This window comes from Sphingosinithalassobacter tenebrarum (genome assembly GCF_011057975.1).
Taxonomy (GTDB): Bacteria; Pseudomonadota; Alphaproteobacteria; order Sphingomonadales; family Sphingomonadaceae; genus Sphingomonas; species Sphingomonas tenebrarum.
In genome coordinates, this window is record NZ_CP049109.1 from 586773 (window position 1) to 602267 (window position 15495).

A 15495-nucleotide genomic window follows, 5' to 3' on the forward strand; every position below is an offset into this window, starting at 1 on the left:
CCATAGTCTTTCGGTGCTTTGAAGGCCGATTGGGCAAAAAAATAAATACAGTTGTTACAGATGGTTATGCCGTGTTCCCGTCGATGGTTTCCGACTGTGCCGTTTTGGCAACACTGTTCAAAAAGGTAGCGACCGGCACCCACCATTCGGTGATTCGGTCAAGCACCATGCCGGGGCCGCCGGGCAACTCGGCATAGTTCCAGTCGGGGCGCGCCTCGCGCAGCCGGGCGGCGGACGGGAACACCGCATCGGTGCGGCTGCCGATGATCAGCGTCGGGGCCGAAATGCGCGGCACTTCGGCTTCGAAGTCGAACAGCGGGATCACCGAATGGCCATGTTCCTTCCACGGACCATGCAGGAAATAGGAGACGACGCCGATATGAACGGTTTCGTCGCTCCAGTCCTTGTCGCCGACGCGTTTCACCCATTCCCACCGGTCGCTGATGTGCCTGCCGTCGGGCGCGATTTCCTGATTGTCGGGGAAGCGGCCGATGCGCGCGGCGCGGTCCTCGGCGGACATGAACGGCGCATTGTCGAGGATCAGCGCGCGAACAAGCTCGGGCCGGTCGGCAGCGAGCTTGCCCGCGGCGAGCCCGCCGCCGCGATGGCCCAGCACGATCGCGGGCGCGACGTCGAGCGCTTCGATCAGCGCGGCTGTTGCCTGCGCATAGGCTTCGATCGACGGGGTCGTGGGGGGATCGGACATGCCGTGCGCGGGCAGGTCGATCGCGATCGCGCGGAACCCGGCCCGCGCGATCAGCGGCAGCGCGTGGCGGAATTGGATCGAAGACCAGGGGGCCTGATGCACCAGCACGACCGCCGGGCCTTCGCCCATGCTGCGATAGTGAAGCTGGCCGTCCGGCCCGTCGACATAGCCGCGACGTTCGCCCGGCAGTGCCGTCATGATCGGCAGCGTCATGCCGGTTCTCCCATCGGGATCATCGCTTCGCCGAGCAGCCGGCCGAAGGTCATCGCCGGCGTCACCATCATGCCACCGCACGCGGCCTTGCCCATCGTCTGGCTCGAGCCGAGAATCTCGCCCGCGGCATAGAGATTGGGGATGGCGCTGCCGTCGTGACGGATCACGCGCAGCCGCGCATCGACCGCGAGGCCTATCGCGCTCGAGATCGAACTGGCCTGCATGCGGATGGCGTAGAAAGGACCCTTGGCAATCGGCAGCGGCGCGTGCTGCCGTCCGAAAAAGTCATTGCCGGTCAGCACGCCGTAGTTGAAGCCGGCAACCGAGGTTTCAAGGCCCGAGGCATCGATTCCCGCCTTCGCGGCCAGTGCCTCGATACTGTCGGCGCACAGGAATGCGGGGCCGCCGCGATCGAACGCGGCCCTGATGTCGTCGCGCGACCAGCCGACGATCATCGGCGGCGCTTCGTTCAGGATCGCGTCGTCGAACACGATCCAGTAGCGGTTCTTCGGCTGGAACAGCAGCGCCATTTCGCGCGCGTCGACGCTTTCAACGTCCTCGCGGACGAAGCGGGCGCCGTTGCTGTTGACGTAGATTTCCCACGGCTTTCGACGCTCGGGGAAATGTTCGATCCGGCCGGTCATCCGCGCGGGGAAATCGTCGGTGTCGAACAGCGTGCCGAAATTGACGAACAGATTTTCCTCGCCGCGGGCATAGCCGCCGACCGATTCGCCGAGCATCAGCCCCGCCCCGCGCGACCATTGATAGGGGGCAGCATTATATTGCGGATAGCCGTTGCGCTGCTCGAACATCTCGGGATTGCCGGCATAGCCGCCACAGGTGAGCAGCACCGCAGCGGCGGAAATCCGGTGCGTATCGCCATCGGCATCGCGCGCGACCAGGCCGGTCACGGCGCCCAGATTGTCGGTGGTCAGGCCGGTGACTTCGTGGCGCAGCGCGACAGTCAACTTGCCTTCGGCGACGAGCCGATCGACGATCGGGATCAGCACGTCCTTGACGCTGATCCCGCCCTCGGCACCCCAGTAATAGCGGGGCAGGCGATAGGCTTCGTGGCCGAAGCCGGTGACCGGGTGTTCGGGCAGCGGCTCGAACCCTTCATCCATCAGCCAGTCGAAGGTTTCGGCGGCGTTTTCCACGGCCAGGCGGACGATGTCGGGATTGGCCGTGCCGCGGCTGATCCGCATTACGTCCTCGTAATGCAGCTCGGCGCTGTCCTCGATCCCGCGTTCGCGCTGCAGCCGCGTCCCGGCCGCGCTCATCTGGCCGGTGGCGACCCAGAGCGACCCGCCAAGCTGGTCGGCATATTCGAGCAGCAGCACGCGCGCGCCGCGCCGCGCGGCAAAGATCGCCGCGGGCAGCCCCGCCGATCCGCCGCCGACAATGGCGATGTCCCAACGGCCGCCCAGATCGTGCTCGCTTGCCATCCCGTTGCTCACTCCATGCCCTGAAACAAATTGCACGTTACCATCTTAAATGTTCTATCTTTATATCAAATCAGGCATTGCGACTGAAATCAAGCCGGTTCCGAACCCGATTTTCGAAAGGGAGAAAAATCCATGTTTCAAATGCAGAAATGGCAGTTGCTGGCGTGTTCCGCGGCCCTGATGATCGGTACGGTGCCCGCCGCACAGGCACAGACTGCGTGCCCGGCTGAAGGCACGGCCAGCGCCGAATGGATCGGGCTGAGCCAGCTCCACGGCGGCAAGGGCTATGCCGACACGCCGATGGGGCAGGTGCATTATCGGCTGGCCGGTGAGGGGGAGGGGCCGGTGATCGTGCTGCTGCATCAGACGCCCTGGTCGATGGTGCAATATGCCGAGGTGCAGGCGTGCCTCGCCGAACGCGGCGTGCGGTCGCTGGCGATCGATACGCCGGGCTATGGCATGTCCGACATGCCCGGGGGGCATCCGACGATCGCGCAATATGCGGACAATCTGATTCCCGTGCTCGACAAGCTGGGGCTCGATCGCGTGATCCTGGCCGGCCACCATACCGGGGCGAGCATCGCCGCGTCCTTCGCCTCGCGACATCCCGACCGCACGGCGGGCCTGCTGATGCACGGCACGCCGCTCTATAGCCGGGCCGAGCGCGAGACGCGGCTATCCGGGACGCACCGCACTCGCGACCTCAGCGAGGATGGCAGTCATCTGTCGGAATATTACGCCTATATCCGCAACTATGCCGGGCCGAATCCGCGCACCAGGATCACTGCCAACTGGTCGACGATCACCTGGTGGCTTTCGGGCGTCGCCGATGTCGCGCACGAAGCGGTGTATCTGCACGATCTGGGCGAGGATCTGGACCGCGTGATCGCGCCGACCATGATCTTTTCCGACGCGCAGGATTCGCTCCATGTGAACGATCAGCGTGCCGCTGCGCTGAAGCCGTGGTTCGGCTACACGCAATTTTCCGAAGGCGGCGCGCATGCGATGATGATCGACCCCGCGCGCTGGGCACGGCTCGCCGCCCGGTTCGTCGGCGAGGTTGCGGACGGAAGCGCCCCGGCGGGCGATTGACCCGCCGGGAAGCGCCCGTGTTACGCCAGCGTGGGCGCCGCTCCCGGCGTCTGGGTGGGGTCGATCGTGTCTTCCGGTTCGGCCCGGGTGCTCGCGGCCATCTCCTCGGCCAGCTTGCGATAGTGATGGAAGCCGAGGAAGACCGTGAGGATCGAGGGAATTCCGACCAGCAGCACAAACCCGCACAGCACGACGCCGATCGATGCGGGATTGCCCGACCAGTCAGTCGCCGCGCCGATCAGCGGCGGGCCGATCAGCGGGCCGACCAGCGTGATGATCGCATTGAAGATCGCCACCGAGCGGCTGCGCATTTCGCCGGGCGTGATCATCTGCAGCGCGGCGGGGCCGCCGGCGGTCGCCGCGGACTTGCCGATGAATGCCAGGAACATCGCGACGATTGCCAGTTCGGGCGTCGGCAGGATCGGATAGAGCGCGCTCATCGGCACGGTGATGCACAGGCCGAGCATCAGTGTGCGCATGCCGACCAGATCGGCATTCTTGCCGAGGAACTTGCCTGCCCAGAGCGCCAGCGCGGTGCCGAGCGGCCCGGCAGTGAAGTAGAACAGGCCCGTCACGGCGCCGATCGTGGCGACGTCCCAGCCCCAGACACGCTCGAACAGCGGCACGTTCCAGACGGTGAGCGTGCTCATTGCGAAGTTGCAGGTTCCGCCGACGATCAGCACGCCAAAGCCCTTCCACCGGTCGAGCATGTAGCGCACGGCGCTCATCTTGGCGGCTTCTTCCTCGTTCGCGCTGATCGTGTCGCGCTTCTTGGGTTCCTTCACCGTCAGCATCAGCAGCCCGAAGATGAAGCCGGGAACGCCGACGAGCAGGAAGGTCATCTGCCACGGCGCGAATTCCCGACCGAGGATGGTGACATGCCCGACGTCATGGAGCGCGGCGACCAGCATGCCGCCGACCAGAAAGGCGAGTCCGGCGCCGAGATAGGGACCGGCCATATAGAGGCTGATCGCCCGTGCGCGCCCCTCGCGCTTGAAATAGTCGCTGATGATCGAGACCGAGCAGGGGCTTACCACCGCTTCGCCGATGCCGAGACCCAGGCGCAGCAGCAGCAGCGGCAGGAACGACATGGCAAAGCCGCTCATCGTCGTCATCGTGCACCAGATGAAGATGCCGAGGATCAGCATCCATTTGCGGCTCGTCTTGTCCGCCATCACGCCGAGCGGCACCGTTACCGCGACATTGAAAAGCGAGAAGGCCGGACCGAGCAGCAACCCGATCTGAAAGTCGGTAAGCCCGAGCGATTCCTTGATCGGCCCCACCACCAGCGAAAGGATGAACCTGTCGAAATAGGACAGGATGAATACCAGCAGGAGAAGTATGACGACATACCAGCGATAGGCCGTGCTCTTGGGTTCGCTCGTCACATATTTCCCCTGCTCTGACCGGCTTCAGGCGCCGGTGATGTTGGTAATTCCCCCGGTCGCCCGACGCTTATTCGGGCAGGCTGCTGCCGAACACGTACCAGCCGCCCTTGCCGTGACGCGGACGTCCCGGTTCGTCCCAGTCGAACTCGCTGTGGCGATCGGGATAGCTGTTCACGTCGGGCAGGATATGCGCGAAGCTGCGCCCGGCATCGAACCCGGCTCCCTCGCACAGCGCAATCGGATCCTGCGCGCGAAAGGCAGTGTAGAAGGGTTCGTTATTGTGCTCGGTATCCCAGTTCCAGAAATAGTCTTCCCACGGATCGACCAGGTTCGACGCGGGCAGTTCCTGATGCACCATCAGTCCGCCGGGCCGCAGCAAGCGTCGGCATTCGGCGAGCACGTTGCGCGTCGCCTTGACCGGAATTTCGTGGAAGAAGAAGCTCGATACGATCAGGTCGAAATGCTGATCGGGGAAGTCGAGCTGCTCGGCATTCTGCTGGCTGAAATGGATCGGCACATCCATGTGCTCGGCAATCGCATGGCCCCAGCGCAGCAGCGGCGCGCCGACATCGACGCCGTGGATTTCGGCCTCGGGAAAGGCATCGGCATAGGGGATCAAGTTCTTCCCCGATGACGTGCCCAGATCGAGGATGCGCAGCGGCCGGAAATCGGGGCGCTTGTGCTTGATCCAGCGGCTGATCACGCGCGCGACGCCGCCCCAGCTGCGGAAATTCATGCTCGCGCTGAAGACGCGCGCGCCAAGGCTTACGACCGCGCCCTGCGCGACATCGTCCTCGATCCATTCGGAATGGAAACAGCCCGGCGTCAGATGCACGTCGAGCGCCGTGACATAGCGCGGAATTTCAAGATCGGGGTCGAGCCGCAGCGACCCGCCCGCCGGATTGCGCTCGGCGGCGTCGCGGGCAACCGCAATCATCTCGGGCAGGGCGCGCTCGACTTCGTCCTGCACCGACAGGAAGCACATTTCCTGCGCATTGTAGCGAAGCGCGCTGTAGAGTTGGTAGCTCGGTTCTTTTTCCATCGCGGCGTCGATCGCGCGGGCCGAATCGAACACGGTGCCGCGCGCTTCGGCGGCGGGCCGTATCCGCGATTCGAAATCGTCGTGAACCGCTTCGGGCATATCCTGAATCGCATAGCGACGCAGCGCGCTGGCGAAGCGCTGGCGCCCGCGTTCGTCGAGCGTCGGATGCGCGAGCGATTCGATATCCGGGATGGCGGAATTCTGGCGATCCGATGTCGTGTCCACGGCCATGATGCACCTCCGTCCTTGGCGACTGCCGAGCGGCGGCTGGGACGCTTTTCGCTTGACCTCGTGCCGCTCTGGAGCGTTTACGCCTGTTGAATAGTCTTATATCTAGTACAAATGGAAACGCAAGGGGACGCTGTGGGACCGGATAAGAGACGGGTGGTGATCGTGGGTGCGGGGCCGGTGGGCCTGACCGCCGCGCGGCTGATGCAGGAGAAGGGGATTCCCTTCGTCCTGATCGAGGCCGCGGAGCAGCTTTCTGAGGATTTGCGAGCCTCCACCTTTCATCCTCCGACGCTTGAAATGCTCGATACGCTGGGCGCGGGCGCGCCGCTTATCGCGCAGGGGCTGATCGGTCGCACCTGGCAGATTCGCCTGCACCCGAGCGGCGAGAAGGCGCTGTTCGATCTTGCCGCGATCGCGGACGACACAGCCCACCCCTATCGCCTGCAATGCACGCAGGCGACTCTGTGCCGCATCCTGCTGGCGCAGGTGCGCGAGCGCGGCGGCGATGTGCGGATGGGCATGGCGGCCGATGCGATCGAACAGGACGACAATGGCGTCCGTGTCACGGCGAAGGCGGCGGACGGATCGACCGAAATCTTCGAAGGCGGCTGGCTGATCGGGGCGGATGGCGCCCGCTCGCGCGTGCGCGGCGAAGTCGCGACCAGTTTCGAAGGCAAGACCTATCCCGAAACGACGATCCTCGCGACGACTCGCTTTCCGTTCGAGGAGCATCTGCCCGGGCTGTCCAACGTCAATTATGTCTGGAAGGACGCCGGGACGTTCAGCCTGTTGCGGCTGCCCGATCTGTGGCGGTGCAGTCTTTATCCCGATGGCGACGAGACCATCGAGGATGCGGTGCGGCCCGAAAGCATCGCGCGCAAGCTGCAGGAAATCGCGCCGAGCGATACGCCGCATATCGTTGACGAAATCCGGCCCTATCGCATCCACATGCGGATCGTGGACCGCTATCGCAACGGCCGCATCCTGCTGGCCGGCGACGCCGCGCATCTCAATTCGCCTTCGGGCGGCATGGGGATGAACGGCGGCATCCATGACGCGTTCGAGCTGGTGAACACGCTGGAACAGGTGATCGACGGCGTGTCGCCCGACCTGCTCGATCGCTATACGCGCCGTCGCCGTCCGATCGCCGAGGACGAGATACTCAAACAGGCCGATCGCAACCGGTCGCGGATGCAGGAGCGCGATCCCGCGCGTCGCCGCGAAATGCTGGCCGAGCTTCAGGCGATCGCCGCCGATCCCGACAAGGCGCGCGCGCATCTGCTGCGCACATCGATGTACACGGGCCTCGCCCGCGCGGCGGAAATCGCATGAGCGGCCGGTACGATTACGGATGCGCCGGGATCATCGGCATCGGTACGCCGCAGGCCAACCCCACGGTCGAGGCGGAGATGCGCATCCTGTTCGATCCGACCGTGCTGACTCAGACGGTGCGGCTCACCAGCGGCGCGGAAGCGTCGAACGATCGGCTGCGCGACTATCTGCTCGGTCTCGAAACCGCGCTCGAACGCTATGACACGCTGCGCCCGGCGGCGTTCGGATTCGCCTGCACCGGTTCTTCCTATCTGGTGCGTGCGAACGATCAGGCGCTGCTGCTCGATCGGCTGCAGCGGCAGTTCGGCTTTCCCATCGTGACCGCCACCGACGCAATAACCGCAGAACTGGACCTGGCGGGGGCGAAGCGAATCGCACTCGCCTCGCCCTATCCGGGGACGCTTTCCGACGCGGCGGCCGATTTCTGGCGCGAAGCCGGGTTCGATGTCGCGACGGTACGGCGGATCGACACCGGCATCGCCGATACGCGCGGCATCTATACGCTGGGCAGCGCCGATGCGCGGCCGGTCGCGCAGGAACTGGCGAAGCTCGATGTCGACGCGGTGCTGCTCAGCGGCACTGGCATGCCGTCGCTCGCGCTGCTCGCGCAAGCCGAGGACGGCCCTGCCATATTTTCCTCCAACTATTGCCTCGCCGCGCAGCTCTGCCGTGTCGCGGGGCTGCCCGCGCTCGACCGCTCGCAATGGGTCGCGCGCCTCGCCCAAGCCACCAGCCCGAAGGAACTTGCCCCATGACCGACACGCCGACCGCCATCATCGACGCCCAGCCGGTCACCGGCAGCGGCACTCCGTTCGACGTTGTCGATCCCGCCAGCGAGGAAGTGATCGCGACGATCCCCGGCGCCGAGGACGCGCTGGTCGACCGCGCCGTCACATCGGCCCGCGCCGCCTTCGAAAAGGGCGACTGGCGGCTGTTGCCCGTCGCGGACAAGCAGAAGGTGCTGCGCGATTCGGCCGACGCGATCGACGCGGCGGCCGATGACATCGCCGATATCGAATGCGCCAATACCGGCCTGCCCTATCATCAGGTGCGCGGGCGGCAGGTCGGCCGTGCAGCCGACAATTTCCGTTTCTTCGCCGATTATATCGGCCAGATGACCGCCGAGCTCTATGAGCAGGAGGCCAATTACCTCACTTATGTCCGGCGCGAGCCGCTGGGTGTCGCGGGTCTCATCTCGCCGTGGAATTCGCCGCTCGCGCTGGGGTCGATGAAGATCGCTTCGGCCATCGCCTTCGGCAACAGCTGCGTCATCAAGCCGGCGGAGCAGGCGCCGCTCGGCCTCACGATGATGACTCAGGTGATGCAGGGCGCCGGATTGCCGCCGGGCGTGGTCAATCTGGTCAACGGGCTGGGCGTGGAAAGCGGCGACCGGCTGGTCCGCCACCCGCTGATCGATGGCGTTTCGTTCACGGGCGGTACGCGGACAGGCAAGATCATCATGGAGGCCGCCGGCGCGATGCTGAAACCGTCCGTCATGGAACTGGGCGGCAAATCGGCGAACATCATCTTCGACGATGCCGATTTCGAACAGGCGGTCGATGGCGCGCTGGTCGGCATCTTCACCAATAACGGCCAGCAATGCCTCGCCGGATCGCGCATCCTCGTCCAGCGCGGCATCTATGACCGTTTCGTCGAGGCATTCGTGGCGCGCGCGAAGAAGGTCCGTGTCGGCCATCCGCGCGAAGCGACCACCGAAGTCGGCCCGCTGATGACCAAGGCGCATTACGATCATGTGATGAGCTTCGTCCCCGCCGCCGAGGATGCCGGCGCCCGTATCCTTGTGGGCGGTGGCCGCGCCGAAGGGTTCGAGCGCGGCTATTATTTCCAGCCGACCATCGTCGAGGTCGATTCGAACACGCATCGGCTGTGTCAGGAGGAAATCTTCGGCCCGTTCGCGGCGATCATGCCGTTCGACACCGCCGAGGAGGCATGGGCCATCGCCAATGAATCGCGCTTCGGGCTGGTCAGCTACATCTGGTCGCAGGACATTGCGAAGATCATGGAGGGGCAGGAGCGCATCTTCGCCGGCACCGTGTGGTGCAACACCCCGATGATCCGCGATCTCCACGCCCCGTTCGGCGGCTATCGCGAATCGGGCGTCGGCGCCGAGGGCGGCCGCGCCGCCGAAGCCTTCTACACCCGGCAGAAGACGGTGAGCATTCCGCGCCGCCCGCTCACCCTGCCCAAGCTGGGAGCCTGACCCGATGGCCAGCCTGCACGAAGAACTGACCGAATTTCTCGATGCCTATTTCGAAGCATGGAACCGCTATGACGTCCCTGCGATGAAGGCACTGTGGGACGCGGACGAACCCGATGTCACCTATCTGGCCGAAGAGGCGGAACCGCATCACGGATGGGACGCGGTGCACCGCTATTGGGGTGTCGACCGTTCCCAGTCCGAGCGGCTGGTGAGCTGGCACGATCTGCATGCGACCCGGGCGAGCGACGATGTCGCGATCGCGTTCTTCCACGCCAACTGGAGCACCTATATTCCAGGCAACCGCCTCTATCCGCGGCCCTTTGGCGGGCCGGTGCGGATTTCGATGGTGCTGCGGCGCAAGGCCGATGGCTGGCGCGCGATCCACTATGTCGAATGCCCGCTTGCCTCGATCGTCCAGCTGCGCAAGGCGCATGAGGACGCAGTCGAGCCCGCGCTGCACGAACGCCTTGCCGCCAAGGGCATCACCTACTGATCCTCCCTCCAAGCGAAAGAAGAGAGATTATGGCAACCGAACTTCAGACCGTCCCGGTCCGCACCATCGATGGCAGGGATGCCAGCCTCGGCGATTATGCCGGCAAGGTGCTGCTCGTCGTCAACGTCGCTTCGAAATGCGGCCTCACCCCGCAATATGAAGGGCTCGAAGCGCTCTATCGCTCCAAGAAGGATGCCGGTCTGGTCGTGCTCGGCTTCCCGGCCAACAACTTCCTTGCGCAGGAGCCCGGCACCGAGGAGGAAATCGCGACCTTCTGTTCGACCGAATATGACGTGACTTTCCCGATGTTCTCGAAGATCAGCGTCGCGGGCGAGGATCGCCACGCGCTCTATTCGGCGCTGGTCGCCGCCGAACCGGAAGCGCAGGGTCCCAATGGCGAAGCGATGCGCGAACGCCTGTCGAGCAAGAACATTCCGATCCATCCCAAGCCCGAAGTGCTGTGGAATTTCGAGAAGTTCGTGATCGGCCGCGACGGCGAAGTCGCCGCGCGCTTTGCTCCCGATACGCCGCCGAGCGACCCCGAGCTGCTCGCCGCGATCGACAAGGCGCTTGCCGCCTGACCGACGCGGCACGTCGCAGCGGCGGCACGCTCCGTAACATTGCGAATCGGAACCGGGAGGGCGGTGCGACATATTCGGGGCATGACCAGTGCCCCCGATGCGTCGCCCGCTCGTACCGCCGCCCCGCAGGGAGCGGACGGCACCGAGCCCTATGTCCTCCCCTTTGTCGCGGTCGGCATATCCGACGTGCCGCGGGTCGGGGGCAAGAATGCCTCGCTGGGGGAGATGATCCAGCATCTCGGCGCGAGCGGGGTGCGCGTTCCCGATGGCTTCGCGACCACCGCTGAGGCCTATCGCAGGACGATCGCCGATGCCGGGCTGGAAGCGCCGCTGCGCGAAGCGATCGCGGGGATGCGCGACGGCAGCCTGACGCTGCAGCAGACCGGCGAGACGATCCGCCGCCGCTTGCTGGAGGCGCCGCTGCCCGACGCCGTGGTCGCCGCGATCCGCGACGCCTATCGCGCGCTGTGCGAGGAACTGGGCGAGGCCGATGCCGCCGTCGCGGTACGCTCCAGCGCAACCGCTGAGGATTTGCCCGATGCGAGCTTCGCCGGGCAGCAGGAGACGTTCCTCAACATCAGCGGCGAGGTCGCGCTGCTCGATGCGTGCCGGCGCTGCTATGCCTCGCTGTTCACCGATCGCGCGATTTCCTATCGCGAGACCAAGGGGTTCGATCATCTCGCCGTCGCGCTGTCGATCGGCGTGCAGCATATGGTGCGCTCGGACGAGGCCGGATCGGGCGTCATGTTCTCGCTCGATCCCGATACCGGCTTTCCCGACGTCGTTTCGATCAGCGCCGCCTGGGGCCTTGGTGAAACGGTAGTGCAGGGCGCGGTCGATCCCGATGCCTATAGCGTGTTCAAGCCGCTGCTCGACGTGCCGGGCAAGCGCCCGATCATCGGCAAGAAGCGCGGGCGCAAGGCGCGCAAGATGGTCTATGCCAGCGGCGGCAGCGCGCGCACGCAGACGCTCGATACCAGCGCCGCCGAGCGGCAGGCGCTGGTGCTGGGCGACGACGAAGTGCTGACGCTGGCACGATGGGCCTGTGCGATCGAGCGCCATTACGGCCGCGCGATGGATATGGAATGGGCCAAGGACGGGCGCAGCGGCGAGCTCTATATCGTCCAGGCGCGGCCCGAGACGGTGCAGGCCGCGCGGCGCTCGGCGCCGCTGCGCAGCTGGCACCTCGATCGCGGCGCTGCCGAGCCGATCGTCACCGGCGCGGCGGTGGGCCAGGCGATTGCCGCGGGCGAGGTCTGCCTGATCCGCGACCCGGCCGATATCGCGCAGTTCCGCGACGGCGCGGTGCTGGTCACTGAAATGACCGATCCCGACTGGGTGCCGATCATGCGCAAGGCATCGGGCATCGTCACCGATCACGGCGGCACGACCAGCCATGCGGCGATCGTCAGCCGCGAGCTGGGCGTGCCCGCCATCATCGGCACCGGCAATGCGACCGAACTGCTCAAGGACGGCGACGCCGTGACCCTGTCCTGCGCCGAGGGCGACGAGGGGCGCGTCTATCCCGGTACGCTCGATTTTTCGAGCGAGGATATCGACGTCGCCGCGCTCCCCGACACGCGCACGCAGCTGATGGTCAACCTTGCCGATCCCGACACTGCCTTTTCGTGGTGGCGGCTGCCCGCCAAAGGCGTCGGGCTGGCGCGGATGGAGTTCATCGTCAGCAACTGGGTTCGCGTCCATCCGATGGCGTTGGTCCATCCCGAACGCGTCACCGATCGCGCGGCGAAGCGCGAGATCGCGGCGCTGACGCGCGGCTATGCCGATCCGAAGGACTATTTCGTCGAAACGCTCGCACTCGGCGTGGCGCGCATCGCCGCCGCCTGCCATCCGCATCCCGCGATCGTGCGGCTGAGCGATTTCAAGACCAACGAATATGCCCATCTGCTCGGCGGTGCGGGATTCGAGCCGCATGAGGAAAACCCCATGCTCGGCTTTCGCGGCGCCTCGCGCTATTACAATGAGCGCTATCGCGAAGGCTTCGCGCTCGAATGCCGCGCACTCAAGCGCGTGCGCGAGACGATCGGGCTCGACAATCTGATCGTGATGGTTCCCTTCTGCCGCACGCCGGACGAAGCCGATCGTGTGTTAGCCGAAATGGCGGCGAACGGGCTGACGCGCGGCGAGGACGGACTGCAGGTCTATGTGATGTGCGAAATCCCCGCAAACGTGCTGCGCGCCGAGGAGTTCGCGCAGCGCTTCGACGGTTTCTCGATCGGATCCAACGACCTCACCCAGATGGTGCTCGGCATCGATCGCGACTCGGCGATGCTCGCGCCGCTGTTCGACGAGCGCGATCCGGCGGTGAAGGCGATGATCGCGCAGGTGATCGACCGCGCGCACGAGAGCGGCGCCAAGGTCGGCATCTGCGGCCAGGCGCCGAGCAACTATCCCGAATTCGCGCGTTTCCTGGTCGAACAGGGGATCGATTCGATCTCGCTTAATCCCGACAGCTTCGTGAAGACGATCGCCACCGTCGCACAGGCCGAGACGGCCGCCGGGGCGGACTGATCGGGGTGGCGCCGCCCGTGGCCGGTTGCGGGACCGTGGTGGCGGTGCGCGGTGCGGTGCTCGACGCGCGCTTTGCCGACGGGCCCCTTCCCGCGATCGAGGAAGCGCTGACGATCGCCGACGGCGATCGGACGGTGCGCGCCGAAGTGCAGGCGCATCTCGATACGCATACGGTGTGCGCGGTCGCGCTGGGCAACACCGCGGGGTTGCGGCGTGGCGCGGCGGTCACCGCCGAGGGCGGGCCGTTGACGGTGCCGGTGGGGGACGCCGTGCTCGGACGGTTGCTCGACGTCACCGGGGCGATCGGTGACGATGCCGGGCCCCTGCCCGCCGACACGCCGCGCCGTCCGATCCACCGACCCGCGCCCGCGCTTGCCGATCAGGCGGGATCGTCGGGACTGTTCGCGACAGGGATCAAGGTGATCGACCTGCTCGCGCCGCTCAGCCGCGGCGGCAAGGCGGCGATGTTCGGCGGCGCGGGCGTCGGCAAGACGGTGCTGGTGATGGAGCTGATCCACGCGATGGCCGAAAGCTATCAGGGCCTGTCGGTATTCGCGGGTGTCGGCGAACGCTCGCGCGAGGGGCATGAGCTCCTGCTCGACATGCGCCGGTCGGGCGTGCTCGACCGCGCGGCGCTGGTCTATGGCCAGATGAACGAGCCGCCCGGTGCGCGCTGGCGCGTCCCCATGACCGCACTCGCCATCGCCGAATATTTCCGTGACGAGGCGCGTCGCGACGTGCTGCTGCTGATGGACAATGTATTTCGCTTCGTACAGGCGGGCGCGGAGGTGTCCGGGCTGCTCGGCCGCCTTCCCTCGCGGGTCGGCTATCAGCCGACGCTGGCGAGCGAAGTCGCCGCGTTGCAGGAGCGGATCGCCTCGCTCGGCGACGCCGCGGTGACCGCGATCGAGGCAGTGTACGTCCCCGCCGACGACTTCACCGATCCCGCCGTTACCGCGATCGCCGCGCATGTAGACAGCACCGTCATGCTCTCGCGCGACATGGCTGCCGAGGGCATGTATCCTGCGGTCGATCCGATCGCGTCGTCATCGGTACTGCTTGACCCGCTCGTCGTCGGCGAGGAGCATGTCCGCATCGCGCGCGAGGTGCGCCGGACGATCGAACAATATCGGGAGCTGCAGGACGTGATCTCGCTGCTCGGCGTCGAGGAACTGGGGGCGAAGGACCGGCGCGTCGTCGGCCGGGCGCGGCGGCTGATGCGCTTCCTCACTCAGCCCTTCGCCGTCACCGAGGCGTTCACCGGGATGGCAGGCAGATCGGTGCCGCTCGCCGACACGATCACCGGATGCGCGCGAATCCTCGACGGCGACTGCGATGCCTGGAGCGAGGAATCGCTCTACATGATCGGCGGTATCGACGAAGCCGAGGCAAAGGCGCATGCCGAAAGCGCGGCGGCATGACGCTGTACCTCACCATCGCGACGCCCACCGAAATCGCTGTGCCGCGCGGGCCTGTGTATCTGGTGCGCGGCGACGACGAATCGGGCAGCTTCGGCATTATGGCGGGGCATCTCGACATGCTGACGGTCATGCAGCGCGCGGTGCTGCGCTGGCGCACCGAGGCCGAGGGCCCGCAGCGATTTTGCGCGGTGCACGGCGCGCTGTTCGTCGTGCGCGACGGTGAGGAAGTCGAAGTATCGGCGCGCGAGGCGCATTGCGGCGACGATCTCGCCCGGCTCGAACGGGAAATCGCCTCGGCGCGCACCGAGGAGAAGGAACGCGCGCGCGGCGAACGAGTCGATGCGATGCGGCTGCACGCGCGTGCGGTGCGCAGCCTGGTGGCGCATCTGCGCGCGCCTGGAGCGACGGAGATCGGCATATGACCGATCGCGACTCCGCACCGCCCGACCGGCTGGCCGATGCGGCGCATGTCGCGCGGCGCCGCGCGGAAAGAGGTGCACGGACCCCCGAACCCTCGCTCGCCGCGCGGCTGGCGCAGATTGGCGTGCTCGGCTGGATGATCGTCCTCCCGGCGCTGGCGGGAGTGGCGATCGGCCGCCTCGTCGACCGGCGGTTCGACAGCGGCATCATGATGACGGCGGCACTGCTGTTGCTCGGCGTGTCGATCGGCTTCTGGTCGGCGTGGCGCTGGATGCATCGGTCATGAGCGTCACGCTGCAGCTTCTTCTCGGCGCGCTTGGTGGAATCGCGCTCGCCGCGCTCCATCTCGGCACGCTTTCGCCCAGCGTGCGCTGGATG

The 15495-nt window shown here is 66.1% G+C and carries 14 protein-coding genes; 10 read left to right on the forward strand and 4 right to left on the reverse strand.

The annotated features are described in order from the left end of the window. Nucleotides 1-64: 64 nt before the first annotated feature. Both G5C33_RS02985 and G5C33_RS02990 read right to left on the reverse strand, forming a co-directional pair. A complete protein-coding gene (locus G5C33_RS02985; protein WP_165325856.1) occupies nucleotides 65-919 on the reverse strand; it encodes an alpha/beta fold hydrolase in 855 nt (284 codons plus the stop codon). Next, entirely contained in the window at nucleotides 916-2364 is a 1449-nt protein-coding gene (locus G5C33_RS02990; protein WP_165325857.1) for an FAD-dependent oxidoreductase, read from the reverse strand. The genes G5C33_RS02985 and G5C33_RS02990 overlap by 4 nt, the downstream gene beginning before the upstream one ends. A gap of 132 nt (nucleotides 2365-2496) precedes the next feature. Here G5C33_RS02990 and G5C33_RS02995 point away from each other — a divergent pair, with 132 nt between their 5' ends. Beyond that, entirely contained in the window at nucleotides 2497-3456 is a 960-nt protein-coding gene (locus G5C33_RS02995; RefSeq protein WP_165325858.1) for an alpha/beta hydrolase, read from the forward strand. Between the two features lie 20 nt (nucleotides 3457-3476). Here the strand turns inward: G5C33_RS02995 and G5C33_RS03000 are convergent, their stop codons facing one another. Next, a complete protein-coding gene (locus G5C33_RS03000) occupies nucleotides 3477-4844 on the reverse strand; it encodes an MFS transporter (RefSeq protein ID WP_165325859.1) in 1368 nt (455 codons plus the stop codon). 67 nt (nucleotides 4845-4911) lie between these two features. Next, a complete protein-coding gene (locus G5C33_RS03005) occupies nucleotides 4912-6117 on the reverse strand; it encodes a class I SAM-dependent methyltransferase (protein WP_165325860.1) in 1206 nt (401 codons plus the stop codon). 156 nt (nucleotides 6118-6273) lie between these two features. On the opposite strand from G5C33_RS03005, the gene G5C33_RS03010 reads away from it, so the two are divergent. From G5C33_RS03010 to G5C33_RS03050, 9 genes are all read left to right on the forward strand, one after another. Beyond that, entirely contained in the window at nucleotides 6274-7449 is a 1176-nt protein-coding gene (locus G5C33_RS03010) for an FAD-dependent oxidoreductase (protein ID WP_206518626.1), read from the forward strand. Beyond that, complete coding sequence (locus G5C33_RS03015) at nucleotides 7446-8204, forward strand: maleate cis-trans isomerase family protein (protein ID WP_165325862.1); 759 nt, start codon at nucleotides 7446-7448, stop codon at nucleotides 8202-8204. Before G5C33_RS03010 ends, G5C33_RS03015 begins: the two co-directional genes overlap by 4 nt. Continuing rightward, entirely contained in the window at nucleotides 8201-9670 is a 1470-nt protein-coding gene (locus G5C33_RS03020) for an aldehyde dehydrogenase (protein ID WP_165325863.1), read from the forward strand. Before G5C33_RS03015 ends, G5C33_RS03020 begins: the two co-directional genes overlap by 4 nt. Before the next feature lie 4 nt (nucleotides 9671-9674). Then, on the forward strand, nucleotides 9675-10163 hold the full coding sequence (locus G5C33_RS03025) for a YybH family protein (RefSeq protein ID WP_165325864.1): 489 nt from the start codon (nucleotides 9675-9677) through the stop codon (nucleotides 10161-10163). A 29-nt stretch (nucleotides 10164-10192) separates the two neighbouring features. Continuing rightward, nucleotides 10193-10744, forward strand: coding sequence for a glutathione peroxidase (locus G5C33_RS03030; RefSeq protein ID WP_165325865.1), 552 nt, complete (start codon nucleotides 10193-10195; stop codon nucleotides 10742-10744). A gap of 81 nt (nucleotides 10745-10825) precedes the next feature. Then, nucleotides 10826-13276, forward strand: a complete 2451-nt coding sequence (ppsA, locus tag G5C33_RS03035; RefSeq protein WP_165328676.1) for a phosphoenolpyruvate synthase — start codon at nucleotides 10826-10828, stop codon at nucleotides 13274-13276. Beyond that, nucleotides 13276-14697 (forward strand): F0F1 ATP synthase subunit beta, encoded by a 1422-nt coding sequence (atpD, locus tag G5C33_RS03040; protein WP_206518682.1) that lies wholly within the window; start codon nucleotides 13276-13278, stop codon nucleotides 14695-14697. The genes ppsA and atpD overlap by 1 nt, the downstream gene beginning before the upstream one ends. Beyond that, complete coding sequence (locus tag G5C33_RS03045) at nucleotides 14694-15119, forward strand: F0F1 ATP synthase subunit epsilon (RefSeq protein ID WP_165325866.1); 426 nt, start codon at nucleotides 14694-14696, stop codon at nucleotides 15117-15119. The genes atpD and G5C33_RS03045 overlap by 4 nt, the downstream gene beginning before the upstream one ends. Further along, a complete protein-coding gene (locus G5C33_RS03050; protein WP_165325867.1) occupies nucleotides 15116-15403 on the forward strand; it encodes an AtpZ/AtpI family protein in 288 nt (95 codons plus the stop codon). Before G5C33_RS03045 ends, G5C33_RS03050 begins: the two co-directional genes overlap by 4 nt. Nucleotides 15404-15495: the final 92 nt, after the last annotated feature.

Coding starts and splice junctions, on each gene's coding strand:
- G5C33_RS02985 (WP_165325856.1), bottom strand. CDS start 919: ATGACGCTGCCGATCATGACGGCACTGCCGGGCGAACGTCGCGGCTAT.
- G5C33_RS02990 (WP_165325857.1), bottom strand. CDS start 2,364: ATGGCAAGCGAGCACGATCTGGGCGGCCGTTGGGACATCGCCATTGTC.
- G5C33_RS02995 (WP_165325858.1), top strand. CDS start 2,497: ATGTTTCAAATGCAGAAATGGCAGTTGCTGGCGTGTTCCGCGGCCCTG.
- G5C33_RS03005 (WP_165325860.1), bottom strand. CDS start 6,117: ATGGCCGTGGACACGACATCGGATCGCCAGAATTCCGCCATCCCGGAT.
- G5C33_RS03015 (WP_165325862.1), top strand. CDS start 7,446: ATGAGCGGCCGGTACGATTACGGATGCGCCGGGATCATCGGCATCGGT.
- G5C33_RS03020 (WP_165325863.1), top strand. CDS start 8,201: ATGACCGACACGCCGACCGCCATCATCGACGCCCAGCCGGTCACCGGC.
- G5C33_RS03025 (WP_165325864.1), top strand. CDS start 9,675: ATGGCCAGCCTGCACGAAGAACTGACCGAATTTCTCGATGCCTATTTC.
- G5C33_RS03030 (WP_165325865.1), top strand. CDS start 10,193: ATGGCAACCGAACTTCAGACCGTCCCGGTCCGCACCATCGATGGCAGG.
- ppsA (WP_165328676.1), top strand. CDS start 10,826: ATGACCAGTGCCCCCGATGCGTCGCCCGCTCGTACCGCCGCCCCGCAG.
- G5C33_RS03045 (WP_165325866.1), top strand. CDS start 14,694: ATGACGCTGTACCTCACCATCGCGACGCCCACCGAAATCGCTGTGCCG.
- G5C33_RS03050 (WP_165325867.1), top strand. CDS start 15,116: ATGACCGATCGCGACTCCGCACCGCCCGACCGGCTGGCCGATGCGGCG.